Source organism: Ruegeria sp. AN11, assembly GCF_056536005.1.
This window is the reverse complement of the sequence record NZ_JBQFJD010000001.1, coordinates 2,204,224-2,229,440: the sequence shown is the minus strand read 5'-3', so window position 1 is coordinate 2,229,440 and position 25,217 is coordinate 2,204,224. Positions and strand designations below refer to the sequence as shown.

The window sequence follows — 25,217 nt, the reverse complement described above, 5'->3', positions numbered from 1 at the left end:
CAAAAGCCCATATCGACCCCCATCCCTATAGGGAATCAAGACCGTAGACGGGATTCGTTCCGTTTGCCCCGACCACCTCAAATAATGCTGGACCCTCTGGCGGCACTGCCACGGTCAAGCGTTGTGAAAAAAGGTTCTGGAGTTACGGAACCGCAACGAAAAGGAAAGTGACACGTGGCACGTATTGCCGGCGTAAACATCCCGACTGCAAAGCGGGTACCAATCGCCCTCACATATATCACCGGTATCGGAAACACCTCGGCGCAGGCCATCTGCGAAGCCGTGGGCATCGAAGCGCACCGTCGCGTCAATGAACTGTCCGACGCCGAAGTTCTGGCCATCCGTGAACACATCGACGCCAACTACACCGTCGAAGGTGACCTGCGTCGTGAAGTTCAGATGAACGTCAAGCGCCTGATGGACCTGGGGTGCTACCGCGGTCTGCGTCACCGCCGCAACCTGCCGGTTCGCGGTCAGCGTACCCACACAAATGCTCGTACCCGCAAAGGCCCCGCAAAGGCCATCGCTGGTAAGAAGAAATAAGGGAGGGTCTGACTGATGGCACGTGACAAGACTCGCGTTAAGCGCAAAGAGCGTAAGAACATCGCATCGGGCGTTGCCCATGTGAACTCGACCTTCAACAACACCAAGATCCTGATCTCGGACGTACAAGGCAACGCCATCTCGTGGTCGTCTGCCGGTACCATGGGCTTCAAGGGATCGCGGAAATCGACGCCATACGCCGCTCAGATGGCTGCAGAAGACGCAGGCAAGAAGGCGCAGGAACACGGCGTCAAGACGCTCGAAGTCGAAGTTCAGGGCCCCGGTTCGGGTCGTGAATCGGCTCTGCGCGCACTGGCTGCAGTGGGCTTCAACATCACGTCGATCCGCGACGTGACACCGATCGCTCACAACGGTTGCCGCCCGCCGAAGCGCCGCCGCGTCTAAGCGATTTCGAATTTGGCTGGGGCTGTGTTTCTGCACGGCCCCAGCACGTCATTTTGAACCTCGGGCGTCTGCACCTTGTTGGTCATGGGGCGCGGACAGGAATGGAGGGATTACATGATCCACAAGAATTGGGCAGAATTGATCAAGCCGACCCAGCTGGAAGGCAAGCCGGGCAACGACCCTGCGCGTCAGGCGACCCTGGTTGCTGAACCGCTGGAGCGTGGCTTTGGTCTGACCCTGGGCAACGCCCTGCGCCGCGTCCTGATGAGCTCGCTTCAAGGTGCGGCCATCACCAGCGTCCAGATCGACAACGTATTGCACGAGTTCTCGTCCGTGGCGGGCGTTCGTGAAGACGTCACCGACATTATCCTGAACCTCAAGCAGGTCGCCCTGCGCATGGAAGTCGAAGGCCCCAAGCGCCTGTCGATCAATGCCAAAGGCCCCGCTGTCGTCACCGCTGGCGACATCAGCGAAAGCGCCGGCATTGAGGTTCTGAACCGCGATCACGTCATCTGCCACCTGGACGATGGCGCCGACCTGTTCATGGAACTGACCGTCAACACCGGCAAGGGCTACGTCTCGGCTGAAAAGAACAAGCCGGAAGACGCACCCATCGGCCTGATCCCGATCGACGCGATCTATTCGCCGGTCAAAAAGGTTGCTTACGACGTTCAGCCGACTCGTGAAGGTCAGGTTCTGGACTACGACAAGCTGACCATGAAGATCGAAACCGACGGATCGATCACTCCGGATGATGCGCTGGCCTTTGCCGCGCGTATCCTGCAGGACCAGCTGTCGATCTTCGTCAACTTTGACGAGCCGGAATCGGCTGGCCGCCAGGACGAAGACGATGGTCTGGAATTCAACCCGCTGCTGCTGAAGAAAGTGGACGAGCTGGAGCTGTCGGTCCGTTCGGCAAACTGCCTGAAGAATGACAACATCGTCTATATCGGCGACCTGATCCAGAAGACCGAAGCCGAGATGCTGCGCACCCCGAACTTCGGCCGCAAGTCGCTGAACGAGATCAAAGAAGTGCTGTCCGGCATGGGTCTGCACCTCGGCATGGATGTCGAGGACTGGCCGCCCGACAACATCGAAGATCTGGCGAAGAAATTCGAAGACGCCTTTTAAGGCGGTGCCGGGCTGAAGCCCGGCCTACTTCAGACTACATCGTAGGGCGGGCTTCAGCCCGCCACGCGAAAGACAAATGCCCGGACGACCGGGGACAACAAGGGCACTTCCGCTCCAAGGAGAGCCGGTGACACGCATCGCCGGCCAGACAAAGCAAAACGCGAAAGAAGGAACAAGAAAATGCGTCACGCACGTGGTTACCGCCGCCTGAACCGTACTCATGAGCACCGCAAGGCGCTGTTTGCGAACATGGCTGGCTCGCTCATCGAGCATGAGCAAATCAAAACGACTCTGCCGAAGGCAAAAGAACTGCGCCCGATCATCGAAAAGCTGGTCACGTTGGGCAAGCGCGGCGACCTGCACGCCCGCCGTCAGGCAGCTTCGCAGCTGAAAGAAGACAAAGACGTCGCAAAGCTGTTCGAAGTTCTGGGCCCCCGCTATGCCGAGCGTCAGGGCGGGTATGTCCGCATCCTGAAAGCTGGCTTCCGCTATGGCGACATGGCACCGATGGCGATCATCGAATTCGTTGATCGTGACGTTGATGCCAAAGGCGCGGCTGACAAAGCCCGCGTTGCCGCCGAAGAGGCTGCTGACGAAGAATAAGAAAGCCTGGCTTTCTGATCTGAACCCCCGTGTCCCGGACGCGGGGGTTTTTTCATTTTTTGCCCCCTAACTGTCGCAAAGAACACATTTGCGGTGAAATCCGTTTATGAAACCCTGAACCTTTAAGGTCACGCTTCAAGGTGAGTGAGGAGGACGGATGATGGCAATCCCTGATGAAATACCAAGCGAACTCACGGGCCCGTCTGTCTGGACCGGTCAGGCCATGCGCACGCGACAGCGCGAATGGATCATCGATCTGTCGGCCGACGACATTGAGGATCTTGAGCAGGCCGCTAATCACTATTTGAGCCTGGGAAGTGATATTGGTGAGATCACGAAGGCCACTTTCCCTTTGCAAAGATTTGACCGACATCTGGCGCTGCTAAGAGAGAAGCTGATCAACGGGATCGGGTTCGAAGTGATCCGCGGCCTTCCGGTGCAGGACTATACGCAAAAGATGGCAGCTACGATTTTCTGCGGTGTTGGTGCCCATTTGGGCTCGGCCCGTTCGCAGAATGCTCAGGGGCACATTCTGGGCCACGTCCGCGATATCGGTGCGGATGCGAACGATCCCAATACCCGGATCTATCAAACGCATGAACGCCAGACATTTCACACCGACAGCGCAGATATTGTTGGCCTGCTTTGTCTGCGTGAGGCCAAAGAGGGCGGAGACTCGCTGCTGGTGAGTGCTGAAACGATCTATAACAGGATGCGATCCGAATGCCCGGAATTGCTGGAACTGTTGTTTGAACCCCTTGCGACCGACAGAAGAGGGGAGGTGCCGGACGGCATGAAGCCCTACATGACGATTCCACCATTTTCCTGGCACGACGGCAAGCTGACAGTGTTTTATCAAAGGCAGTATATCGACAGTGCTCAGCGTTTTCCGGACGCGATGCGGCTTACACCGGATCACGTTGAGGCGCTGGATCGCTTTGATGCGCTGGCGAATGACCCCGACCTTTGCCTGACCATGCGGTTACAGCCTGGGGACATGCAGTTCGTGTACAACCACTCGCAACTGCATGACCGCACTGGCTTTGTGGATTGGCCTAACCCATCTGAACGGCGGCACTTGTTGAGACTGTGGCTGTCGCCCGAGGGAGACCGTGAGTTACCCGATGTATTCAGGCAGCGGTACGGAACAATTGCGGTCGGACAACGCGGCGGGATCATCACGGAAGGAACGCGGCTGCACGCGCCGTTGGACTGACCGCCCACAGGTGCTGCGCGGAAGCTTGCATTACTGCCCGTGTAGACGCATATCCGATGGACCATTAATCGACGGATGGATCATGCGGAAAGTTCTCTGTTCTCTGATGCTGGCGACGCTAGCCGTGTCAGCTAATGCCGAAACAAAAGTGCCGACATCGCAGGCCGAAATAAGCCTGGGATTTGCCCCGGTGGTCAAACAGGCTGCTCCGGCCGTCGTCAACATCTACGCCAAGATCGTAACGCAAGGCCGGGCCAATCCGTTTTTCTCGGACCCGTTCTTTCAGGAGTTCTTCGGCAGAGGATTTGCCGAACCGCAGCCGCGGGTTCAGAACTCGCTGGGGTCCGGCGTCATTCTGTCTGCGGACGGCTATGTTGTGTCAAATTACCATGTTGTCGGCATGGCGACGGAAATCCGTGTGGTGACAACGGACCGGCGCGAGTATTCAGCGCAAGTGGTTCTGGGCGATCAGGAAAGCGACATTGCCATTCTTCGGCTGGAAGAGGCCGCTGAACTGCCGCATCTGAACTTTCGCGATTCCGATCAGGTCGAGGTGGGCGAACTGGCGCTGGCCATCGGCAATCCGTTTGGAGTGGGTCAAACCGTATCGTCCGGCATAATTTCCGGGCTGGCACGAACCGGAACAGCAACGGGAAATGCGCGCGGGTACTTTATCCAGACAGATGCGGCGATCAATCCGGGTAACTCCGGTGGGGCGCTGATTGACGTGAACGGTGATCTGATCGGGATCAACACCTCGATCCTGACCCGGTCGGGCGGATCCAACGGCATTGGCTTTGCCATTCCGGCAAATCTGGTTGCCGAATTCCTGCGGCAGGCGAAGTCCGGCAACGAGAGCTTTGTCAGCCCCTGGGCCGGGATGGCGGGCCAGCATATGAGCGCCGATATCGCCGAATCGCTGGGTCTGGCCATTCCACTGGGCGTGGTGATCTCGGACCTGCATGACCTCAGCCCGCTGGCTGCGGCCGGGTTGCGGGTTGGCGATGTTGTCACCCATGTTGACGGGGATGAGGTAAATTCGCCTGCCGAGATGAAATTCCGGATGTCGGTTGCCGGTGTCGGGGGAACCTCGGTTCTGACCCGTCTGCGCGGAGACAAAAGCGCGGATGTGATAGTGGATTTGGTCCGCGCTCCGGACAGTCCGCCCGCCGATGAGACCACATTGGATGACAAAACCGTTCTGCCCAACCTGACCGTCGCCCGGATCAATCCCGCACTGATCTCGCAGTTGGGATTGGTTCTGTCACAGACCGGCATTGTTGTGGTTGATCCGGGCTCATTGGGAGCACGCGCCGGTCTGAGGCCCGGAGACGTCCTGAGCAGCATCAATGACACTGAGATTGAGCAGCCCGGCGATGTCGTCGAGGCGCTGACTGACCCCGGGCGCCGGGTGCAAATGAACGTTCAGCGCGGTGGACGCGCGGTTTCGTTGCGGTTTCGGCTCTGACCCGTGAGTGATCTGTTCGATACCGGGGCACCCGAGCCCGCAACCGCGCCGCATCGCCCCTTGGCGGACCGGCTGCGTCCCAAGACGCTGGGTGAGGTGATCGGACAAGAGCCGGTGCTTGGCCCGGACGCACCCCTGGGCGTCATGCTGGCCGCTGGTAGCCTGTCGAGTTTGGTGTTCTGGGGGCCACCGGGGGTAGGCAAGACCACGATTGCGCGGTTGCTGGCACAAGAGACTGATCTGCATTTTGTCCAGATCAGCGCGATTTTCACCGGTGTTCCGGACCTGAAAAAAGTGTTCGAGGCAGCAAGGATACGGCGTCAGAACGGGCAGGGCACCCTTTTGTTCGTTGATGAAATCCATCGGTTCAACAAGGCCCAGCAGGACGGGTTTCTTCCGCATATGGAGGATGGCACGATCCTGCTGGTGGGGGCGACCACGGAAAACCCTTCGTTCGAACTGAATGCGGCTGTTCTCAGCCGTGCACAGGTGCTGGTGCTCGAACGGCTGAGCCTTGCCGATCTGGAACGTCTGACGAGGCGGGCCGAAAAAGATCTTGGCCGCGCCTTGCCCCTGACGCCTGCCGCCCGGGATGCCTTGCAGGAGATGGCGGACGGAGACGGTCGCGCGTTGCTGAACCTGATTGAGCAGGTTGCGGCGTGGAAGGTCGACGCACCGCTTGACCCGGAGGCGCTGTCCACGCGGTTGATGCGGCGTGCCGCGAAATACGACAAATCGGGGGACGAGCATTACAACCTGATCTCGGCCCTGCACAAATCAGTTCGCGGTTCGGATCCGGATGCGGCGCTGTATTGGTTTGCACGTATGCTGACGGGGGGCGAGGATCCAAGGTATCTGGCCCGCCGGATTACCCGGATGGCGGTTGAGGATATCGGACTGGCCGACCCGCAGGCGCAGTCGATCTGCCTGCATGCGTGGGAGGTATACGAGCGGCTGGGCTCTCCGGAAGGAGAATTGGCCCTGGCGCAGGCGCTGGTCTATCTGGCGCTGGCGCCAAAATCGAACGGCGCCTATGTCGGCTACAAGGCGGCGATGCGTCTGGCCAAACAATCCGGCAGCGAGCCGCCGCCAAAGCACATCCTGAATGCGCCCACGACACTGATGAAGGATCAGGGCTATGGGGCTGGCTATGCCTATGACCATGATGCCGAGGATGGATTCTCGGGCCAGAACTACTTTCCGGAAACGATGAAGCGGCCGATGCTGTACCAGCCGGTCGAGCGGGGATTCGAGCGGGAACTGAAAAAGCGGCTGGACTATTTCGCAAAGCTGCGCGCGCAGCGGAACGAGAACTAGGGCTGGCTTGACTCTTGCTGCTTTGCGCGCGACAGACGCGCATGTTTTCTAACACACTGACATCGGTGAAATCCGGGCGGGCCAGTCGCGCGGTGCAAGGGGCAATGGCATGAGTGGCGTACAGATGATCACCGTCGCAGAGGACGACAGCGACCAGCGGCTGGACCGTTGGTTGCGCCGCATGTTCCCGCATGTCGGGCAGGGCCGTATCGAAAAGATGTGCCGCAAGGGCGAGCTGCGGATTGACGGCGGTCGGGCCAAGGCCTCGACCCGGCTTGAGGCCGGGCAGGTCGTGCGGGTTCCGCCCTTGCCGGACGCTAATCACAAGCCGGTTGAGGTCAAACGCCGGATCTCGGATGCGGATGCAAAGATGATCCAATCCTGCGTGATCTACCGCGACGATCACGTTCTGGCCCTGAACAAACCCCATGGACTGCCGGTGCAGGGCGGCAGTGGTCAGACCCGCCATGTCGACAGCCTGTCCGAGGCGCTGCGGTTCGGTTATGAGGAAAACCCCCGTCTGGTACACCGTCTGGACAAGGACACCTCGGGCGTTTTGCTTTTGGCAAGAACGCGCGAAGCGGCCAAGGGTCTGACAGCCGCGTTCCGACACCGCGACACGCGCAAGATTTACTGGGGCCTGGTCGCCGGGGTGCCGACTCCGTATCTGGGGGAGATCAAAACTGGTCTGGTAAAAGCCCCGGGCCACGGCAAGAAAGGTGAAGGCGAGAAGATGATCGCCGTTCACCTGAACGACCTTGACGGTACACCGGGCGCGAAGCGGGCGCATACCCTGTACGCGACGCTGTACCGGGTTGCCGGGCGCGCTGCGTGGGTTGCCATGGAACCCGTTACAGGCCGCACCCATCAGCTGCGCGCGCATATGGCCGCCATCGGGCATCCGATCATTGGCGATGGCAAATATGGCGGTTCGGGTCAGGAAAACCTTGGCGATGGCTGGGGTGCGCAATTGGGCGGGATTATCAGCAAAAAGCTGCACCTGCATGCCCGGCAGGCGTCGTTTGAACATCCGGTGACGCGCAAGACTATCACCGTCAAGGCCCCGTTGCCGGATCATATGAAACACAGCTGGGATACTTTCGGCTGGACCGAGGATCTGGCCTCGGACGATCCGTTTGAGGATTTGCAATGACCTCACCATTGCGGCTGGTCCTTTTCGACGTCGATGGTACGCTTGTCGACAGTCAGGCCAGTATCGTCTCGGCCATGACCGCCAGTTTTGACGCTTTGGGCCTGACTGTGCCGGATCGTTCCGCGATCCTGTCGATTGTCGGGTTGTCGCTGCCGGTCGCTCTGTCCCGTCTGGCGCATGATCACCCGGTTTCGGTTCAGGAAAAACTGGTGGATGGATACAAGGAAGCCTATCACGACCAGCGTCTGAGGCAGGGTGCTGCAAACTCGCCCCTCTATCCCGGTGCCCGGGAGGTGCTGGAGGTGCTGCACGGAATACCCGAGGTCTTGCTGGGGGTCGCCACCGGAAAGTCGCAACGCGGGCTGGATGCGTTGATCGAGGCGCACGGTTTGGAGCGGTTCTTTGTCACCCGTCAGGTGGCAGATCATCACCCTTCGAAACCGCATCCGTCGATGATCGATACAGCGCGCGCGGAAACCGGTGTCGACCGGCGAAATACGGCCATGATTGGCGATACCCGCTTTGACATGGATATGGCCAGCGCGGCTGGCGTGACAGGTATCGGTGTGGCCTGGGGATACCACGACACCGCAGAACTGGAACACGCTGCGCAGGTGATCGAAACATTTGATCAGCTGCCGCCGGCGCTGCACAGTATTTGGGGATGACGGTATGAGCGACTGGAAACCGAAACGGTTCTGGACCGAAAGCGCGGTGGCTGAAACCGAAGAAGGCTTCACCGTCGAACTGGACGGGCGTCAGGTCAGAACCCCGGCCAAGGCGGCGCTGGTTCTGCCGACGCACGCAATGGCAACCGCTGTGGCTACGGAATGGGACGCGCAGGAAAAAGAGGTTGATCCGACCTCCATGCCGTTTACCCGATCGGCAAATGCGGCAATCGACAAGGTCCGCCATCAGCATGCCGAAGTGGCCGACATGCTGGCGGACTACGGCGATTCGGACTTGTTGTGTTACCGTGCCACGCACCCGCTGGAGTTGCAGCAGCGGCAGGCGGGGCAATGGGATCCGGCGCTGGACTGGGCGGAAAAGACCTTGTCCGCGCGGCTTGTATCCTTCGAGGGTGTTCTGCATCAACCGCAATCCGACGATGCGCTGGCGACTCTGCGGCGGCAAGTTCATGAGCTTGGTGAGTTTCAGCTTGCCGGGTTTCACGACCTTGTGAGCCTGTCCGGGTCCTTGATTCTGGGTTTTGCCGCAGCGCGGAATTGGCGCAAACCGGACGAGATATGGCGCATTTCGCGATTGGACGAAATCTGGCAGATCGAGCAATGGGGTCATGACGACGAGGCGCATGAAGCCTCGGAGGTCAAGAAATCCGCCTTTTTACACGCCAAACGCTTTTTCGATCTATCGGTTTGATCCTTCAAAGACAGTATTTTAGTGCGTCGCGCGCGGCCGCGCGGCGTCTGATATCGTTTTCGCTGATCCAACCCTTGACGTTTGTTTATGAATGCGACCAAACTCGTGGCCACTAAAGGGGAGACACCTTTGGGGTAACCTTTCCGGCAAAATGCTGCCGGACAGAACCGCCCCCGAGTGGGGCGGACAATCAGGAAGAGGTAAAAATGAAAAAATCCGTAATCTTGGGCGTGGCGACGATTGCTGGCCTGGCTGCTGGCGCCGCCGCGGCAGGAACCGCAGATGACGTCAAGGCACGCGGCAAACTGAACTGTGGCGTGGCCACCGGTGTACCCGGTTTCGCCAGCCCGGACGCCAATGGTGAATGGCAAGGCTTTGATGTGGCCGTGTGCCGCGCCGTAGCAGCCGCCGTTCTGAACGATCCGACTGCAGTTGAGTTCATTCCGACCACCGGCAAGACACGCTTTACCGCGCTGGCTTCGGGTGAGATCGACATGCTGGCCCGGAACACCACCTGGACCTTCAGCCGCGACGTTGACCTGAAATTCGAATTCGTCGGCGTCAACTACTATGACGGTCAGGGTTTCATGGTTCCCAAGGCACTGGGCGTAAGCTCGGCCAAGGAACTGGACGGTGCGACCGTCTGCATTCAGACCGGCACCACAACCGAGCTCAACCTGGCGGATTTCTTCCGCATCAACAACATGAGCTACGAGCCGGTTCCGATCGAAACCAACGCCGAAGCGCAGCAGCAGTATCTGGCTGGTGCCTGTGACGTCTACACCACCGACGCATCGGGTCTGGCTGCCACCCGCGCCACATTCGAGAATGCCGGTGATCACGTGATCCTGCCGGAAATCATCTCGAAAGAGCCGCTGGGTCCGCTGGTTCGTCATGGCGACCACGAGTGGGGCGATGTTGTCCGCTGGACTCTGAACGCGCTGATCGCAGCCGAGGAAATGGGCGTGACATCGGCCAATATCGATGAAATGTCCGCTGGAACCGACAATCCGGAAGTGAACCGTCTGCTGGGCAGCGAAGGCACTCTGGGTGAAATGCTGGGTCTGGACGCTGAATGGGCCCGTCGCGCCATCAAGGTCGGCGGCAACTACGGCGAAATCTTTGCCAAGAACATCGGTGAGGAAACCCCGATTGGCCTGGCACGCGGTCTGAACGCACAATGGATCGAAGGTGGCCTGCTGTACGCACCGCCTTTCCGCTAAAATCCACGGAAAAGGGCGCAGGGCAACCTGCGCCCTTTTTCAATCAATAAGAAACACGCCCGGAAACGTCCGAGCAGAGATCAACTCTGCCGACAAAAGACCGGGATGCACGGGGATAAACATAGGTCATGACGACTCTCACTGACCCGCCGAAGGAGCAGTTCCGGCTGTCCATGCTCCTTTACGATACGCGGTACCGATCTGCGACCATTCAGGTCATTGCTATGATCGGTTTCATGCTTCTGGCAGCCTGGATTATTAACAACACCATTCAGAACCTCGAAACGCTGGGCAGAACAGTCGGGTTCGACTTTTTCGCCGAACCAGCCAGCTATGACATCAACCAGCGCCTGCTGGAATATGACTCGCAGGATACCCATCTGCGCGCGGCCTTTATCGGGCTGCTGAACACGCTGGTTGTTGCAGTTCTGGGCTGTATCACGGCAACAATCATCGGTGTCATGGTTGGTGTTCTGCGTCTGTCGAACAACTGGCTGATCGCGCGGATTATGACGGTTTATGTCGAAATGTTCCGCAACGTTCCGGTCCTGCTTTGGATCGTGTTCGCTATGGCGATCCTGATTGAAAGCCTGCCTGCGCCGCGCGCATTCCGGGGTGAAAATCCAGAAGCCACGATGGATCTATTCGGCACTGTTGCTGTGACCAACCGCGGGGTCTACATCCCCGAGTTTCTGTTCTCGCGCAGCCTGGGCGACATCCACCTGTTCGGGACATCAAGTCTGCGTTTTGACGTCTCGCTGGACCTGATCGCTTTCCTGATCGTGCTTGGCGGCAGCATCTTTGCCATGCGCAAAGTGTCGGCCTGGGCCAATGCCACGCAGGAAAAGACCGGTGACCGTCCGACCATCTGGTACATCCAATTGGGCCTGCTGTTCGTGCCATCGGCCATCCTGCTGGGCGCGCTGGGCTTCCACCTGGGCTATCCCGAGCTGAAGGGCTTTAACTTCACCGGCGGCACCCACCTACGGAACTCGCTGATCGCCCTGTGGCTGGCCCTGTCGCTGTACACGGCGGCTTTCATCGCCGAGATCGTTCGCGCCGGTATTCTGGCCATCTCGAAGGGTCAGACCGAGGCCGCATCCGCACTGGGTCTGCGCCCGGGCCGGACCATGCGTCTGGTGATCCTGCCGCAGGCGTTGCGAGTGATCATCCCGCCGATGATCTCGAACTATCTGAACCTGACCAAGAACTCGTCGCTGGCGATCGCGGTCGGATATATGGACATCACGGGGACGCTGGGCGGTATCACCATGAACCAGACCGGCCGCGAGCTGGAATGCGTTCTGCTGCTGATGCTGGTCTACCTGACCATCTCGCTGAGCATTTCGGCGGTGATGAACTGGTACAACAACCGTGTCAAACTGGTGGAGCGGTAATATGAGTGATGTTTCATTTGTCCGCACGGAAATGTTGCCGGAACAGACACCACCTGCATCCGAGGTCGGTGTGCTGGGATGGATTAGGCATAACCTGTTCTCAAGCTGGCTGAACTCAATCCTGACGCTCATCTCGCTGTATTTCATCTACTATGTGCTCTCCAACATTCTGTCCTGGACGTTCGAATCCGTTTGGAACGCCAATTCCCTGTCGGAATGTCGTGAGATCATGATGGCGACCTGGGGCGATACTCATGGCCATGCCTGCTGGGGCGTGATCAAGGACCGGTGGCTGCAGTTGCTGTACGGGTTTTATCCACCTTATCCGGCGCATCCGGACGCAACGTGGTCTAATCCGCCTGAATCGGGCAGCTGGCCGGCCTATTTCCGGCCGAACCTGACATTCATCCTGTTGTTGGTTGCGATTGCGCCGGTGTTGTTCACCAAAGTGCCGCGCAAGCTGTTGATCGTGACGGCGGCTTATCCGTTCCTGCTGCCTTGGCTGATGTGGGGCGGGTCGATCTGGGGACCGCTGATGGTCGCTGCCGGGTTCGCAATCGGTTATTTCGCCTACAAGGTTGTGCTTCCAATGGCGGGGTCCCTGACGGCGTTAATCCTTGCAGTCGCGCTGCCCATTCTGTGGTGGTTGTTTGCTGCTGGCGCAGTTGCTGACGCGGTCGACTCTGTCATTCCAATTGGTATAGCGACTGTCGAAAGCCGCGACTTTGGCGGTTTCATGCTGGCGATCCTGCTGGGTGTTGTGGCCATTGGCGTCTCGCTTCCCATCGGCATCGTGCTGGCGCTCGGTCGTCAGTCTGATCTGATGATCGTCAAATACCTCTGCGTGGGCTTTATCGAGTTCATTCGGGGCGTGCCGCTGATCACCCTGCTGTTCGTGGCCTCGCTGCTGCTGAACCTGTTCCTGCCGCCGGGGACCAACTTTGACATCATCCTGAGGGTGATGATCATGATGACTCTGTTCTCGGCCGCTTATATGGCCGAGGTGATCCGGGGTGGTCTGGCGGCGCTGCCGCGGGGTCAGTACGAAGGGGCTGACAGTCTTGGGCTGAACTACTGGCAGGCGCAGCGGCTGATCATCATGCCGCAGGCGCTGAAAATCTCGATCCCGGGCATCGTGAGCACGTTCATCGGTATCTTCAAGGATACGACACTGGTTTCGATCATCGGTCTGTTCGACGTGATCGGCCTGACCAACGGCATCCGCGCCGATACCGCGTGGAACGGCGTCTACTGGGAACTGTTTGCCTTTATCGGCGTTTTGTTCTTCGTCGTCTGCTTCTCCATGTCCCGTTATTCCATGTATCTGGAGCGCAAGCTTCAGACTGGCCATCGTTAAGGAGTTCAACACATGTCTGAACTTGCAATTGACCGTGAAATCGATCGATCGAAAATGCAGGTGAGCGACGAGGTCGCCATCGAAATCACCAACATGAACAAATGGTACGGGGCCTTCCACGTGCTGCGCGACATCAATCTGACCGTCAATCAGGGCGAGCGGATCGTGATCGCGGGGCCTTCGGGGTCAGGCAAATCCACCCTGATCCGCTGCCTGAACGCGCTGGAGGAACACCAGCAGGGCAAGATCGTTGTGGATGGAACCGTTCTGTCGAATGACCTCAAGAACATCGACAAGATCCGGTCCGAGGTTGGCATGGTGTTCCAGCACTTCAACCTGTTCCCGCACCTGACCATTCTGGAAAACTGCACGCTGGCCCCGATCTGGGTGCGCAAGACGCCCAAGAAAGAGGCCGAAGAGCGCGCGATGCATTTCCTGGAAAAGGTCAAGATTCCGGAACAGGCCGACAAGTATCCCGGCCAGCTGTCCGGTGGTCAGCAGCAGCGTGTGGCGATTGCCCGCTCGCTGTGCATGATGCCTCGGATCATGTTGTTCGATGAACCGACATCGGCGCTGGACCCCGAGATGATCAAAGAGGTGCTCGACACCATGATCGAGCTGGCCGAAGAAGGCATGACCATGCTGTGTGTGACCCACGAGATGGGCTTTGCCCGTCAGGTCGCCAACCGCGTGATCTTTATGGATGCCGGCCAGATCGTGGAACAGAACGAACCGGAAGAGTTCTTCAATAACCCCAAAAGCGAGCGGACCAAGCTGTTCCTCAGCCAGATTCTGGGGCACTGAACCTGCAATTAAATCCGGAAAAAGGCGGGGTCTGGCCCCGCCTTTTTCAGTTCAAAAGTTCGCGCGGGATTGCGAAGCCCAGGACCTTGCCGCTGTGCCGCTGCAAGCCTCTCCAGGTGTTGATGTCAAATCGAATAACCGTCGTCGCGCAGGTGGGATAGTCGTAGAACCGCACATGGTCCGGTGGGTATTTCACAATCTGATCCGCAAAGGCGGCAATACCGGGATTATGACCCAGCAACAGTACGGTGCGTCCGGTCGCCTGTTGCAATACCTTCATCATTTCAGCGGGATCGGCCAGATACAGGTCGCGGGTGAAGTTGGTCCTGGCAGCAGTCAGCCCCATCCTGTCCCAGGTTTCGCGGGTCCGAGTGGCCGAAGAACTCAGAACTTCATCCGGAAGCCAGGCGTTTCGTGACAGCCATTTCCCGACGACCGGGGCTGATTTGCGCCCTCGCTTGTTCAGCGGGCGATCATGGTCGTTGCTCAGCGGATTGTCCCAACTGGACTTGGCGTGACGGGTCAGGATCAGGGTGCGGGTCATGATGGGTGAAAGGCCTTCATATGATGCGCAGATTGTTCTGCCAGCCGCCCGGCACCCGCACTTAGCGGGCAGGCAAGTCGCGCGAGACAACCGCCAGCCATGCAGGTCTGGCCTTCTGGCGTAGTCAGGTGTGCATGGCAGGTGTTGACGTCGTAGAAGCTGTGGGTGGACAAAGCGCCAACCGGGCAAGCCGACGTGCAGGGGGCATGGCAGGTGGCGCAGGGGCTTGGCCCTTCGGCGGCAGGTATCGGGAACTCATCGACAAAATGCAGCGCACCGCGGAACGAGATCATCATGCCGACGGCGTCATGCACCAATGCGCCAACCGGACTTTGAAACGTGCGCCCGGACTTCAAGGCCCAGTCGATGAACGGTGTGTAGGGCGGCCCGCTGAACGGATAGTACGGCGTGGCACCCAGCGCGCCAGCCATCGCGCCGACAACCCGCAAGGACCATCTGTCGACCGGGTCCGCCTGCCCATCCGCCCATTCGGGCGACGCCTTCAAAACCGGCCAGAATGTCTGCGCCGCGCCCAGCAGGATCAGGGTGCCGCCATCCAGCTGCTTGGCGCCGCTATGCCGGGGGTGCTGCGCACCCATCACGACCAGGCCCGACCGATCAGCGGCTGCTCTCACGTCGGAGTATGTCACTTGCGCCGAAACGGCAGCGTCAAGCTCCATCCCAGCCGGGTTGGTTGTTCGTCCCGCCATTGCAGTCCCACCTTCATCCTGTCATGCCCGTCACCTGGCTGCGCCACATAGGTGCCCATCAATCGATCCCAGACCGACAGCGCAAAGCCGTAATTGCTGTCATGTTCTTCCCTGTGCACCGAATGGTGAACCCGGTGCATGTCAGGCGTCACAAGAACCCTACGCAACACCGCGTCCACGGCAAGGGGGAGTTTGATGTTGGAGTGATTGAACAGCGCGGTTCCGTTCAACAGAACCTCGAACAGAACAACGGCAAGTGCACTGGGACCCAATGCATAAACCAGCGCTATTTTCAGTATCATGGACAGTGCGATTTCGATGGGATGAAATCGCACGGCGGTTGTTACATCCATGTCCCTGTCCGCGTGATGCACCCTGTGCAGCCGCCAGAGGATCGGCACCTTGTGTGTCACCAGATGCTGCAGCCAGATCGCATAGTCCAGAATCAGCACGCTCAGAAGAATTTCAAGCCATCCGGGCCAGTCGGTCCTGTTAAAAAGCCCAATCCCGTGATGTCCGGCGTCCACCGCCGCCCCTACGGCCAGCAACGGGACCCAGATTGCCATAACCCTCAGCGTCAGGGTGTTGAGAAGCGTTATGGCAAGATTGGTTTGCCAGCGCCGTCGTTTCGAGCAATCTAGCAAACGTCTGGGTGCAAATGTCTCGGCAATTGCGAAAACCGCAAAAAGCCCAAGGAAAATTCCCAGCCGAATAATGGATTCGTGCTCCATATATTCACATTCAGGCATATTAAAGCCCGAGACAAGACCGGGAAATTCACATAGGCGTCAGTCCGGCCGGATCAGAGAGCCCGCACCGTGTTCGGTGAACAATTCCAGCAATACGGCATTTGGGGCACGGCCATCCAGGATGACAACCGCCCGAACGCCACTGTGCAGCGCGTCCAGAGCGGTTTCCGTTTTTGGGATCATGCCGCCGGCAATCGTGCCTTCGCGGGTCATCTCGCGGATCTGTCCGGCTTTGAGTTCGGTTACCACCTCTCCGGCTGCATTCTTGACGCCGGATACATCGGTCAGCAGCAACAGTCGATCCGCCTTCAGGGCCGACGCGATGGCTCCGGCAGCGGTATCGCCGTTCACGTTGAAGGTTTCACCGTCTTTGCCTGCTCCGAGCGGCGCAATCACGGGGATTACATCATGCGAGAAAAGATCATGCAGCAGTTTGGGATTCATCTCGGATGGTGTGCCGACGAAGCCCAACGAGGAATCCGTCTGCTCGCAAACCATCAGATTGGCGTCCTTGCCGGACAGCCCGACCGCCGTTCCGCCCTGACGGTTGATGGCCTGCACGATCCGTTTGTTGACAAGGCCAGACAGCACCATCTCGACGACTTCGACCGTGGCCTTATCGGTGACCCGCTTGCCATTCACGAAATCCGACTGGATGTCCAACTGATCAAGCATCGCGTTGATCATGGGTCCGCCACCATGCACGATGACCGGGTTTACCCCGACCTGCCGCATTAGCACGACATCGCGGGCAAAGCTTTCCATCGCCTCGTCGCTGCCCATGGCGTGACCGCCCAGTTTGATCACGACGATCGCGCCGTCATACCGCTGCAGGTAGGGCAGTGCGCTATTCAGAGTGGCGGCGGTGGCAATCCAGTCCCGGTTCATGTCTCGTGTCTTCATGGCTTAGGTCCTTCTGGCGAACCGTGTTAGGGCCTTTGGACGGTGCTGCCAAGGGCGAAGCTACTCAAGATGTGCAATGATCGAGCGCAGGGTCGGTATTCCGTCCCCTTTCTCGGAGGAGGTCAGCACAATCTCGGGGTAGGCGGCAGGGTGTTTAGACAGCGCGGTGCGGACCTGATCCAGCACCTTCTCACGCTCCTTGGCCTTGACCTTGTCGGCCTTGGTCATGACGCATTGAAAGGTCACGGCGCTGGTATCCAGCAGCTTCATGATCTCGTCGTCCACAGGTTTTACTCCATGGCGCGAGTCGATCAATACAAAAGCGCGGCGCAGGGTTTGACGTCCGCTGAGGTACTGTTTCAGCAGTCGCTGCCATTTCTCGACTACTTTGACCGGCGCGTTGGCATAACCGTAACCGGGCAGGTCAACCAGATAGAGGTCGGGCCCTTGCGTGAAAAAGTTGATCTCCTGCGTGCGGCCGGGCGTATTCGATGCGCGCGCCAATCCCTTGGTCCCGGTCAGCGCGTTGATCAGGCTGGATTTCCCCACGTTCGAGCGGCCCGCAAAACACACCTCAAGCCGGTCGGGGGCGGGCAGGCCGTCCATGGCAACCACGCCTTTGACGAATTCGGACGGGCCAGCAAACAGCTTGCGCCCGGTTTCCTGCGCAATCGCATCCGGCGCGTCCGCCATTGGAAAAGGAAGCGTGCTCATACCGGTTCTACCTTGTCGCCGACACGGATATCTCCGCCCTGGATAACTTCGGCGTAGACGCCAAAATCCTGATGATCCCAAGCGTTCAGGGCGCCCAGCGTGTCTGCATCCCGCGTGCCGGTTTCCGGGTTGGCGGTCGTGGCCAGACAGCGCGTGATACGTTCCCGAACGCGCAGAACGCCCTGACCGATGCGAATGTCGCGGTTCAGCCAGTCAAACTCTTCCCACAGGGGCAGCCCGTCGAACCAGATGTTGCCGCGCCAGCGGACAAGGGATAGATCCTGCCCCAGCTTCTGCTCGACCGCCCGGTGCGAGGCCATATTGCACAGGCTGATCGAGGGGAAGTCACTGTCGGTCATTCCCCGTCCCGGAACCCGGATAATCCGTGCCGACGCAGCCCTGTCGACGGGCATCAGCGGTTTGACCCAGTCCAGAAAATCATCCTGCTGCGTGTCGGGATCGAAGCTGATCTCGGGGCGCCGCGGGTGGTTGAGCGTCACGGTGCCGCCGTTCATCCGGGCCGATATGGCCGCCAGTTGCGGGGCTTTGGAGCAGCGGCTGAAATTGGCACAGGGCGCCCATTCCGAACCATCGGCTTTTGACGCCTCGTGTGCGACGGCCCAAACGCGATCCCCGGGCATTGTCTGCCCGGGGGTCACGGTTACATCACTCAGGCTTTCCCGCCCGTGACTTTTGATTGGATGCCGCCAGAGGCTGGTGACAGACCCGCTCATTTGTCATCCGTCTTCGGGGTCCGCTTGAACCCGGACTTGATGTTGCCGAACACGTCCGGCGTGTAGCCCTGGCTGCGCATGATCAGGTACTGCTGCGTGAACGTGATCGTGTTGTTCGCAATCCAGTAAACCACCAGGCCGCTGGCAAACCCGCCCAGCATGAACATGAAGACCCACGGCATCCAGGCAAAGATCATCGCCTGTGTCGCATCCGTTGGTGCCGGGTTCAGTTTCTGCTGCAGCCACATCGAGATACCCAGCAGCAGTGGCAAGATACCGATGAAAATCAGCGCCATCAGCGTATCAGGCTGCGGTCCGGCCCAGGGCAGCCAGCCAAAGAAGTTGAAGATCGAGGTCGGGTCCGGCGCGCTGAGGTCCTGGAATGGGCCAAACCAGGGGGCCTGACGCAGTTCAATGGTGACAAAGATCACTTTATACAGCGAGAAGAAGATCGGGATCTGCATCAGGATCGGCAAACAGCCAGCGGCCGGGTTCACCTTTTCCTTTTTGTACAGCTCCATCATGCCCTGCTGCATCTTCTGACGATCGTCGCCGGCAGCCTCTTTCAGGGCCTCCATCTGCGGCTGAAGTTCCTTCATCTTGGCCATCGAGACGTAGGACTTGAACGCCAGCGGGAACAGGATCGCCTTGATGATCAGGGTCAGGCCGATGATCGACCAGCCCATATTGCCGATCAGCACATTGATATTGTGCAGCAGCCAGAAGATCGGCTTGGTCAGGAAGTAGAACCAGCCCCAATCGATGCTGTCCACGAACTTCTGCACACCTTCCGCCTGATACTCGCGGATGGTTTCCCATTCCTTGGCGCCTGCAAACAGGCGGGTGGTGACTTCCTCGGTCGCGCCGGGCGCAACGGACAGGGTCGGCAGCACGGTTTCGGTTTGATAAATCTTGCGGCGCGCGTCGTATTTTGCCGCCGCCTTGAAGGCCGAACCTTCAGCCGGGATCAGGGTGGTCATCCAGTAGTGATCCGTAAAGCCGACCCAGCCACCTTCCTTGATCTGAAAGACTTCGGCTTGCGCGCGTTCATTCGGATCAATGTCGAAGTCGCGGACATCGCCATAATCGATCTCGTCCAGAACGCCGTCCGCCATGACCATGACGCCTTCGTGCAGGATAAAGAAGTTCTTCAGGCCCGGCAGGTCACCATCCTCACCCATCCCGTGGCGCGCCAAAATGCCATAGGGCGCCATGCCAACTTCGGACTGCGTGGTATTCTCGACCGATTGCGTGACCGAGAACATGTAGTCTTCATCAACCGACACGGTGCGTCGGAAGATCAGGCCCTTACCGTTGTCCCAGACCAGTGTGACCGGGCTGTCGACGGTAAGCGTGTCGCCTTGTTCAGTCGACCAGAGCGTGTTCGGCCCAGGGACATCCGCGCCGGCAACGCCCGCCCCGGGCGCCCAGCCATACAAGGCGTAATAGGCAGAATCGGACCCGACGGGCGAAAGCAGCTCGACGATCGGGGCGCCTGCTTCGATCGAGACCTTGTAGTCTTTCAGAAACAGCTCATCGATGCGCCCGCCGGCCAGGGACATGCTGCCAGACAGGCGAGGCGTGTCGATCTGAATGCGCGGGGCCTCGGCTTCGGCTTGTGCTTCTTCTGTGACAGCAGATGCATCGCCGACGGCTGTGTCACCCGCTGCGCTCGGAGTCTGAAGCTCACTGCCCTCGGAGGCGCTGACTTCCACCTGATCCGGTGTCGGTGCCTGTTCCGGGGGTGGGAAAAGGACGAACCAGACGAGGATCACCAGAAAGCTGAGCGCGGTTGCGAGGATGAGATTCTTGTTCTGATCGTCCATCTGGGACAGCCACCTTGAGCTGGGAAACACACCGGAGGTGTTCAACAGAGTGCAGCCCCAAAGGTCAAGTGGAATCGCCCGTCAATTTGCCACCGGAAGGGATTGCGCCTTGCAAAATCCCGGATTTCATCCGGTTTGCCGTCCAATCCCGGGAACCTTGTTCACTTTTGCGCGGTGCGAAGCGATCCAGTCGAGCGTCTGCTCGAGTGGCATCGGTTTGCCAATTCCGAACCCCTGCACATGATTGCAGCCAAGCTGCGCCATCAGGGCATGCTCGCCCGGGGTTTCCACCCCTTCGGCCAGTGTTTCCAGGTTAAGCCGTTCCGCCATCGTCAGGATGGCACTGGCCAATTGTTGCTGACCGGGATCCCGATCGGATTTTGTCACAAAGGACCGGTCGATCTTGATCCGCGAAACATCAAAGCGCTTAATGGACGCGATCGAGGCATGACCGGTGCCGAAATCATCCAGATCGATACAGCATCCCAGCGCGGCCATTCCGGTCACATTGCGGGTGATGACGTCATCGGGGCGTTTGGCAAATACCGTTTCGAGGATTTCGACCGCAAGCCTGTCCGGTGTCAGGTCAAACTGGTCCAGTTCCCATTTCAGGCGATCCATGAGCCCCGGGTCGCGGAGTTCATCGGACGAGAAATTGATACCGATCCGAGGAACCACAACGCCAGCCCGGTCCCAGGCCTGCATGGCAGTAAACGCATGGTGGCACATCGCATGGCCCAGCCGTTCCATCAGTTCCGCCTGCTGGGCGAAGGGTAGAAACACCTGCGGGCCCAACACACCTTTTTGCGGATGCTCCCACCGGGCCAGTGCCTCAAAACCTGTGACGCGCCCTGTGTCTGTCGAGATTTGAGGCTGAAACCAGGGGCGAATTTCACCATTGTCCAACGCTGCCTCGAAATCCTTGCGCAGGTTTGTGCGGATCCGGGACCGGCGGCGCGTTTCGACGGAATAGGCCCGAATGGTCGAAGGGCCGTTTCTTTGTGCTTCGGCAAGTGCGGCGTTCGCCGCCTCGATCCCGTCGGTTGCGTCACCGTCGAAGTCATGAGGCATCAGGCAAAACCCGATCGAGCACGAGACGCAAAGCCCGGCACCATTCAGCATGATCGGTTCTTCGATAGCAGTTTGGATGCGGCCGGACATCTGAATGCAGGATTCCAGGTCAAGATGCGGAGATGCCCCAAGACCCAAAGCGATTTTGTCTCTGCCGTCCCGGGTCACGATGTCCTAGGACCGGATCGTGGACAAGGTCCGGCTGCAGGCCAGTTCGGCGATATGGGCGGCCGCCGCCTGCCCGTGCAGGTCTAGCAGCGACCCATAGTCATCCAGTGAAATCACGAAACAGGCCGAGCTTTCCATATTTTTCCTCGCGCCATCCAGCAGGTTCCCCAACCTGGTACGAAACACCTGTTCCGGCATCATCCCGCCAGAGTTGTCGCGAAGTGAATTCCCAATTGCAGGCCAGATATTTGCAGCGCTCGCTCCGGCATGGATCAGGGGCAAGCCCAATGCGACGATCAACAGCACTTGCTCTCCGCCGATCCAGAAGGCTGCAAGGCTGAGTGCCGGTATGAAGGCCAGTGCGGAAGGGCCGTTCAGGCCCGCGACAATCGTGTTGAGGACTCGTTTAAAGATTAATCGGTTCCGCATTGGTTCTAACGGCCTTCAGCTTGGACTCAGCGCGCAAGCCCAACCGTAGGAAACCAAACTGAGTCAGTCGTTAACGCAGACGCGGAATTTCGTCCGATTTTTCGTTTTTTTGACCCGGATCAAGCGAAAGATTCGCGAAATCGAACAATTTCGGGTCCAGCAGATGCGAGGGCCGCGCGTTTGTCAGGGCCCGGAACATCACCTGACGCCGGCCGGGGCTGTTCTTTTCCCACTGATCGAGAATCTGTTTCACCTGTTGGCGCTGCAAGCCGTCCTGACTGCCGCAGAGGTCACAGGGGATGATGGGATAGTTCATGGCGGTTGCGAATTTCGCGCAATCGGCCTCGGCCACATGGGCGAGGGGGCGGAAAACGAACAGGTCGCCCTCTTCATTCACAAGTTTAGGCGGCATGGTGGCCAGACGCCCGCCGTGGAAGAGGTTCATGAAGAAGGTTTCGAGGATGTCGTCACGGTGATGACCCAGTACCACGGCCGAGCAGCCCTCTTCCCGGGCGATGCGATACAGGTTTCCACGGCGCAGGCGTGAACACAGTGCGCAATAGGTGCGGCCCTGCGGAACCTTGTCCATCACGACGGAATAGGTGTCCTGATATTCGATGCGGTGCGGAACACCCATTCGTTCGAGAAACTCGGGTAGAACGGTGGCGGGAAAACCCGGCTGACCCTGATCCAGATTGCAGGCCAGAAGGTCGACCGGCAGCAGTCCGCGCCATTTCAACTCGTGGAGAACCGCAAGAAGGGTATAGCTGTCCTTGCCGCCTGACAGGCAAATCAGCCAGCGGGGCGGTTTGCCATCCTTGTCATGGGCGGACGGGTCCACCATCCCGTAATGCTCAATGGCCTCACGGGTCTGGCGCACGATGCGCTTGCGCAGCTTTTTGAACTCGGTCGTCGAGGGCGCACCAGCAAAAAGCGGGTGGATATCGTCAGCTTCGTCAAACATGGGCTGCCCCTACAGCAGTTGCGGCAACCGGGCAAGTGGGCGGGTCAGCCCAGACGCGCCAGCAGGGCGTCGGTGTCCAGTCCTGTGACCGATCCCGGGATGCGACCGCTTTCACCTGACAGGCGCGTGGCAATAAACCCGTCGGCAACCGCGCCAGGGGCATGTCGCACCAACTGCGCCGCCGCCAACAAAAGTGCTGTACGCTCGGCGAACCACCGTGCCTCTGCCTCGGGTGGCAGGTCGGGCCAACGGTCGCGATGCGCCTTCAACGCTGCGTCATAGCCCCGGTCTGCACCTCTTGCGGCGTCCAACTCGGCTTGCAGTACCTCTGCGGCCAGCGGTTCTCTGATCAGGGTGCGCAGAATGTCGAGGCAGATCACGTTGCCTGACCCCTCCCAAATGCTGTTTAGCGGGGCTTCCCGATAGAGCAGGGGCAGAGGGGTATCCTCGACATAGCCCGTGCCGCCCAGCACCTCCATCGCCTCGACCACGACAACCGGACAGCGCTTGTTGTTCAGGAATTTGGCCAGTGCGACGCTGATGCGGGCAAAGGACCTGTCTTCGGGCGACCTGCCTTCGAATGCCTTCGCAACCCGCATCCCCAACGTCAGAGCGCTCTCCCAATCCAGTGCCAGGTCGGCCAGCACGGCGCGCATCAGGGGCTGGTCGATCAGACGGCGCTGAAACGCGGTTCGGTGGCTGACCCAATGATGTGCCTCGGACAGGGCGGCACGCATCAGTCCGGCCGGAGCCATGGCAGTGCCCAGCCGGGTGTGGTGCACCATTTCGATGATGGTCTGCACGCCAGCGCCTACGTCGCCCAGCTGATAGGCCAGCGCGTCGTGGTATTCGATTTCGGCAGAGGCGTTGGATCTGTTGCCCAGCTTATCCTTCAGACGCATCAGATGGATCGCGTTGCGCTCGCCCTCCAACCAGCGGGGAACAAGGAAACAGGTCAGCCCACCCGGCGTCTGCGCCAGCGTCAGGAAGCCATCCGACATCGGGGCCGAGCAGAACCATTTGTGACCGCGCAGACGCCAGTGATGGCCATCGCGGGTGGCAATGGTGGTATTGGTGCGTACGTCCGAGCCACCCTGTTTCTCAGTCATAGCCATACCCAACGTGGCGCAGGCTTTTTGGTCGATCGGACGCGTCGACGGATCATAGCTGTGGGCCATGAGTTTTGGGCGCCAGACCGAGGCGATCTGCTGATTGACCTCAAGCGCCGGGATTGCCGCATAGGTCATGGTCATCGGGCAACAATGACCCGGCTCGACCTGTCCCGCCAAGTAGACCATGGCTGCGTGGGTGGCGTGCCCACCCGGCTGACCGTCCCAGGCCATTGCGGCGTAACCGGCGGACTGGCTGATCTGCATCATCTGGTGGTAAGCGGGGTGAAACCGCACCTCGTCCAGACGCCGACCGCCCTGATCGAATACCCGGAGTTCGGGCGGCTGTCGGTTGGCTTCGCGCCCCAACTCTCGTGTTTCGGCACGTCCAAGTGTTTCGCCGAAAGCCGCCAAAGGCACTGCGCGCGCGCCGGACATGTCCACCGTGTCTAGAAGCACCGGGTCGCAGGCCCACAGGTCAATGTCACCACGAATTTGCGGTTGGTTGTGGACGGTGTGCGTGGGCAGAGTGCGGCGTGCGTCTGGTGGCATCAGAACCTCGGGTTGGACTGATCCGAATGTTGAGCGCAGGTTCAACCGGGTCAAGTCTGACCGGGGGTCATTAAGTTCTGCTCTGCTCGTCAGGGCGTTCCGGCACGGGATCGTAGCCGTCACCGCCCCAAGGGTGGCATCGGCCAATCCGTCGGGCGGCCAGCCACGCGCCCTTGATCGCACCGTGTTTTTCCAATGCTTCAAGCGCATAGGCCGAACACGTGGGCTGATAGCGGCAGTTGAACCCGACCCAGGGGCTGAAAACCAGCCGATAAGCCCTGACAGGCAGGGCAAGGATATGAGAGAACAGGGTCATTTCCGCCCGCCGTGGATTTTGCGCAGCGCATAGCGGAGGTCATCCAGAAGGGCGTCAAACGGGCGCGCGGCGGTCACTTCGGCGCGACCGACCAGTACATAGTCCCACCCATCAAGCCCACTGACGGGCAGCACAGCGCGGGCGGCCTCGCGCAAACGCCGCTTGGCGCGATTGCGGGCAACGGCATTGCCGACCTTCTTTGAACAGGTGAACCCGACGCGAATTCCGGTCGCTTCGTCAGGCGCGCGTTTGCGGCCCTGCACCATCATCGAGGATGTGCCCTGCCTGCGCGCGCGCGCGGCTTTCAGGAAATCGGATCGTTTCCTGAGAATGGTCAGAGTTTCAGGCGCGCAAACGGACGCCGCCGGGGGCGTTTCCCCGGGCTGGTCCTTACCATCCACGAGGGGCCTCCGGCGGCGTCATGTTCATAA

The 25,217-nt window shown here is 59.5% G+C and carries 26 protein-coding genes and 1 pseudogene; 14 read left to right on the top strand and 13 right to left on the bottom strand.

Translation table 11 applies throughout. From position 1 onward, the window contains the following. Positions 1–174: 174 nt before the first annotated feature. The 14 genes from rpsM to ACR3EQ_RS10855 all read left to right on the top strand — a co-directional run bounded on the left by rpsM (position 175) and on the right by ACR3EQ_RS10855 (position 13,997). Entirely contained in the window at positions 175–543 is a 369-nt protein-coding gene (rpsM, locus tag ACR3EQ_RS10920; protein WP_170613752.1) for a 30S ribosomal protein S13, read from the top strand. A 15-nt stretch (positions 544–558) separates the two neighbouring features. Beyond that, on the top strand, positions 559–948 hold the full coding sequence (gene rpsK, locus ACR3EQ_RS10915; RefSeq protein ID WP_008757289.1) for a 30S ribosomal protein S11: 390 nt from the start codon (positions 559–561) through the stop codon (positions 946–948). A gap of 114 nt (positions 949–1,062) precedes the next feature. After that, a complete protein-coding gene (locus ACR3EQ_RS10910; protein ID WP_170613750.1) occupies positions 1,063–2,079 on the top strand; it encodes a DNA-directed RNA polymerase subunit alpha in 1,017 nt (338 codons plus the stop codon). Between the two features lie 180 nt (positions 2,080–2,259). Continuing rightward, a complete protein-coding gene (gene rplQ, locus ACR3EQ_RS10905; RefSeq protein ID WP_170613748.1) occupies positions 2,260–2,682 on the top strand; it encodes a 50S ribosomal protein L17 in 423 nt (140 codons plus the stop codon). A gap of 157 nt (positions 2,683–2,839) precedes the next feature. After that, on the top strand, positions 2,840–3,898 hold the full coding sequence (locus ACR3EQ_RS10900) for a TauD/TfdA family dioxygenase (RefSeq protein WP_480490627.1): 1,059 nt from the start codon (positions 2,840–2,842) through the stop codon (positions 3,896–3,898). A gap of 79 nt (positions 3,899–3,977) precedes the next feature. Beyond that, complete coding sequence (locus ACR3EQ_RS10895; RefSeq protein ID WP_480440768.1) at positions 3,978–5,366, top strand: trypsin-like peptidase domain-containing protein; 1,389 nt, start codon at positions 3,978–3,980, stop codon at positions 5,364–5,366. A gap of 3 nt (positions 5,367–5,369) precedes the next feature. Beyond that, positions 5,370–6,683 carry a replication-associated recombination protein A gene (locus ACR3EQ_RS10890; RefSeq protein ID WP_480490625.1) on the top strand — a complete coding sequence of 438 codons (1,314 nt, stop codon included), beginning with the start codon at positions 5,370–5,372 and terminating at the stop codon, positions 6,681–6,683. 109 nt (positions 6,684–6,792) lie between these two features. Then, positions 6,793–7,836, top strand: coding sequence for an RluA family pseudouridine synthase (locus ACR3EQ_RS10885; RefSeq protein ID WP_170613740.1), 1,044 nt, complete (start codon positions 6,793–6,795; stop codon positions 7,834–7,836). Next, a complete protein-coding gene (locus ACR3EQ_RS10880) occupies positions 7,833–8,504 on the top strand; it encodes an HAD-IA family hydrolase (protein WP_480490624.1) in 672 nt (223 codons plus the stop codon). The genes ACR3EQ_RS10885 and ACR3EQ_RS10880 overlap by 4 nt, the downstream gene beginning before the upstream one ends. 4 nt (positions 8,505–8,508) lie before the next feature. Beyond that, the gene (locus tag ACR3EQ_RS10875; protein ID WP_170619185.1) at positions 8,509–9,216 is read left to right on the top strand and encodes an ATP12 family protein; all 708 of its coding nucleotides are present in this window, start codon (positions 8,509–8,511) and stop codon (positions 9,214–9,216) included. A gap of 206 nt (positions 9,217–9,422) precedes the next feature. Next, the gene (locus ACR3EQ_RS10870; RefSeq protein WP_170613734.1) at positions 9,423–10,439 is read left to right on the top strand and encodes an amino acid ABC transporter substrate-binding protein; all 1,017 of its coding nucleotides are present in this window, start codon (positions 9,423–9,425) and stop codon (positions 10,437–10,439) included. A 128-nt stretch (positions 10,440–10,567) separates the two neighbouring features. Next, entirely contained in the window at positions 10,568–11,836 is a 1,269-nt protein-coding gene (locus ACR3EQ_RS10865; protein WP_170613732.1) for an amino acid ABC transporter permease, read from the top strand. A gap of 1 nt (position 11,837) precedes the next feature. After that, positions 11,838–13,193 carry an amino acid ABC transporter permease gene (locus ACR3EQ_RS10860; RefSeq protein WP_170613730.1) on the top strand — a complete coding sequence of 452 codons (1,356 nt, stop codon included), beginning with the start codon at positions 11,838–11,840 and terminating at the stop codon, positions 13,191–13,193. A 12-nt stretch (positions 13,194–13,205) separates the two neighbouring features. After that, complete coding sequence (locus tag ACR3EQ_RS10855; protein WP_170613728.1) at positions 13,206–13,997, top strand: amino acid ABC transporter ATP-binding protein; 792 nt, start codon at positions 13,206–13,208, stop codon at positions 13,995–13,997. A 46-nt stretch (positions 13,998–14,043) separates the two neighbouring features. Here ACR3EQ_RS10855 and ACR3EQ_RS10850 read toward each other — a convergent pair whose 3' ends face one another. From ACR3EQ_RS10850 to rnpA, 13 genes and pseudogenes are all read right to left on the bottom strand, one after another. Further along, positions 14,044–14,541 (bottom strand): SixA phosphatase family protein, encoded by a 498-nt coding sequence (locus tag ACR3EQ_RS10850; RefSeq protein ID WP_480490621.1) that lies wholly within the window; start codon positions 14,539–14,541, stop codon positions 14,044–14,046. Continuing rightward, positions 14,538–15,251: a ferredoxin gene (locus ACR3EQ_RS10845; RefSeq protein WP_480440624.1), complete on the bottom strand. Its 714-nt coding sequence runs from the start codon at positions 15,249–15,251 to the stop codon at positions 14,538–14,540. Before ACR3EQ_RS10845 ends, ACR3EQ_RS10850 begins: the two co-directional genes overlap by 4 nt. Continuing rightward, the gene (locus ACR3EQ_RS10840) at positions 15,188–15,982 is read right to left on the bottom strand and encodes a sterol desaturase family protein (protein ID WP_170613806.1); all 795 of its coding nucleotides are present in this window, start codon (positions 15,980–15,982) and stop codon (positions 15,188–15,190) included. Before ACR3EQ_RS10840 ends, ACR3EQ_RS10845 begins: the two co-directional genes overlap by 64 nt. 57 nt (positions 15,983–16,039) lie before the next feature. Continuing rightward, on the bottom strand, positions 16,040–16,903 hold the full coding sequence (gene argB, locus ACR3EQ_RS10835; protein ID WP_170613723.1) for an acetylglutamate kinase: 864 nt from the start codon (positions 16,901–16,903) through the stop codon (positions 16,040–16,042). 60 nt (positions 16,904–16,963) lie between these two features. Beyond that, on the bottom strand, positions 16,964–17,617 hold the full coding sequence (gene yihA / locus ACR3EQ_RS10830) for a ribosome biogenesis GTP-binding protein YihA/YsxC (protein ID WP_170619183.1): 654 nt from the start codon (positions 17,615–17,617) through the stop codon (positions 16,964–16,966). Continuing rightward, on the bottom strand, positions 17,614–18,351 hold the full coding sequence (locus tag ACR3EQ_RS10825) for an MOSC domain-containing protein (protein ID WP_480490619.1): 738 nt from the start codon (positions 18,349–18,351) through the stop codon (positions 17,614–17,616). Before ACR3EQ_RS10825 ends, yihA begins: the two co-directional genes overlap by 4 nt. Further along, positions 18,348–20,177 carry a membrane protein insertase YidC gene (yidC, locus tag ACR3EQ_RS10820; RefSeq protein ID WP_170613717.1) on the bottom strand — a complete coding sequence of 610 codons (1,830 nt, stop codon included), beginning with the start codon at positions 20,175–20,177 and terminating at the stop codon, positions 18,348–18,350. Before yidC ends, ACR3EQ_RS10825 begins: the two co-directional genes overlap by 4 nt. Before the next feature lie 126 nt (positions 20,178–20,303). Continuing rightward, a complete protein-coding gene (locus tag ACR3EQ_RS10815) occupies positions 20,304–21,416 on the bottom strand; it encodes an EAL domain-containing protein (protein ID WP_480490617.1) in 1,113 nt (370 codons plus the stop codon). A gap of 6 nt (positions 21,417–21,422) precedes the next feature. Further along, positions 21,423–21,845 (bottom strand): hypothetical protein, encoded by a 423-nt coding sequence (locus ACR3EQ_RS10810; RefSeq protein ID WP_480490616.1) that lies wholly within the window; start codon positions 21,843–21,845, stop codon positions 21,423–21,425. Positions 21,846–21,915: 70 nt separating this feature from the next. After that, positions 21,916–22,809: a tRNA 2-thiocytidine(32) synthetase TtcA gene (ttcA, locus tag ACR3EQ_RS10805; RefSeq protein ID WP_170613714.1), complete on the bottom strand. Its 894-nt coding sequence runs from the start codon at positions 22,807–22,809 to the stop codon at positions 21,916–21,918. 44 nt (positions 22,810–22,853) lie between these two features. Next, a complete protein-coding gene (locus tag ACR3EQ_RS10800) occupies positions 22,854–24,470 on the bottom strand; it encodes an acyl-CoA dehydrogenase family protein (RefSeq protein ID WP_480490614.1) in 1,617 nt (538 codons plus the stop codon). Between the two features lie 70 nt (positions 24,471–24,540). Then, positions 24,541–24,786, bottom strand: a complete 246-nt coding sequence (gene yidD, locus ACR3EQ_RS10795) for a membrane protein insertion efficiency factor YidD (protein WP_170613710.1) — start codon at positions 24,784–24,786, stop codon at positions 24,541–24,543. Then, a pseudogene (gene rnpA, locus ACR3EQ_RS10790) lies at positions 24,783–25,209 on the bottom strand (ribonuclease P protein component). Before rnpA ends, yidD begins: the two are co-directional and overlap by 4 nt. Positions 25,210–25,217: the final 8 nt, after the last annotated feature.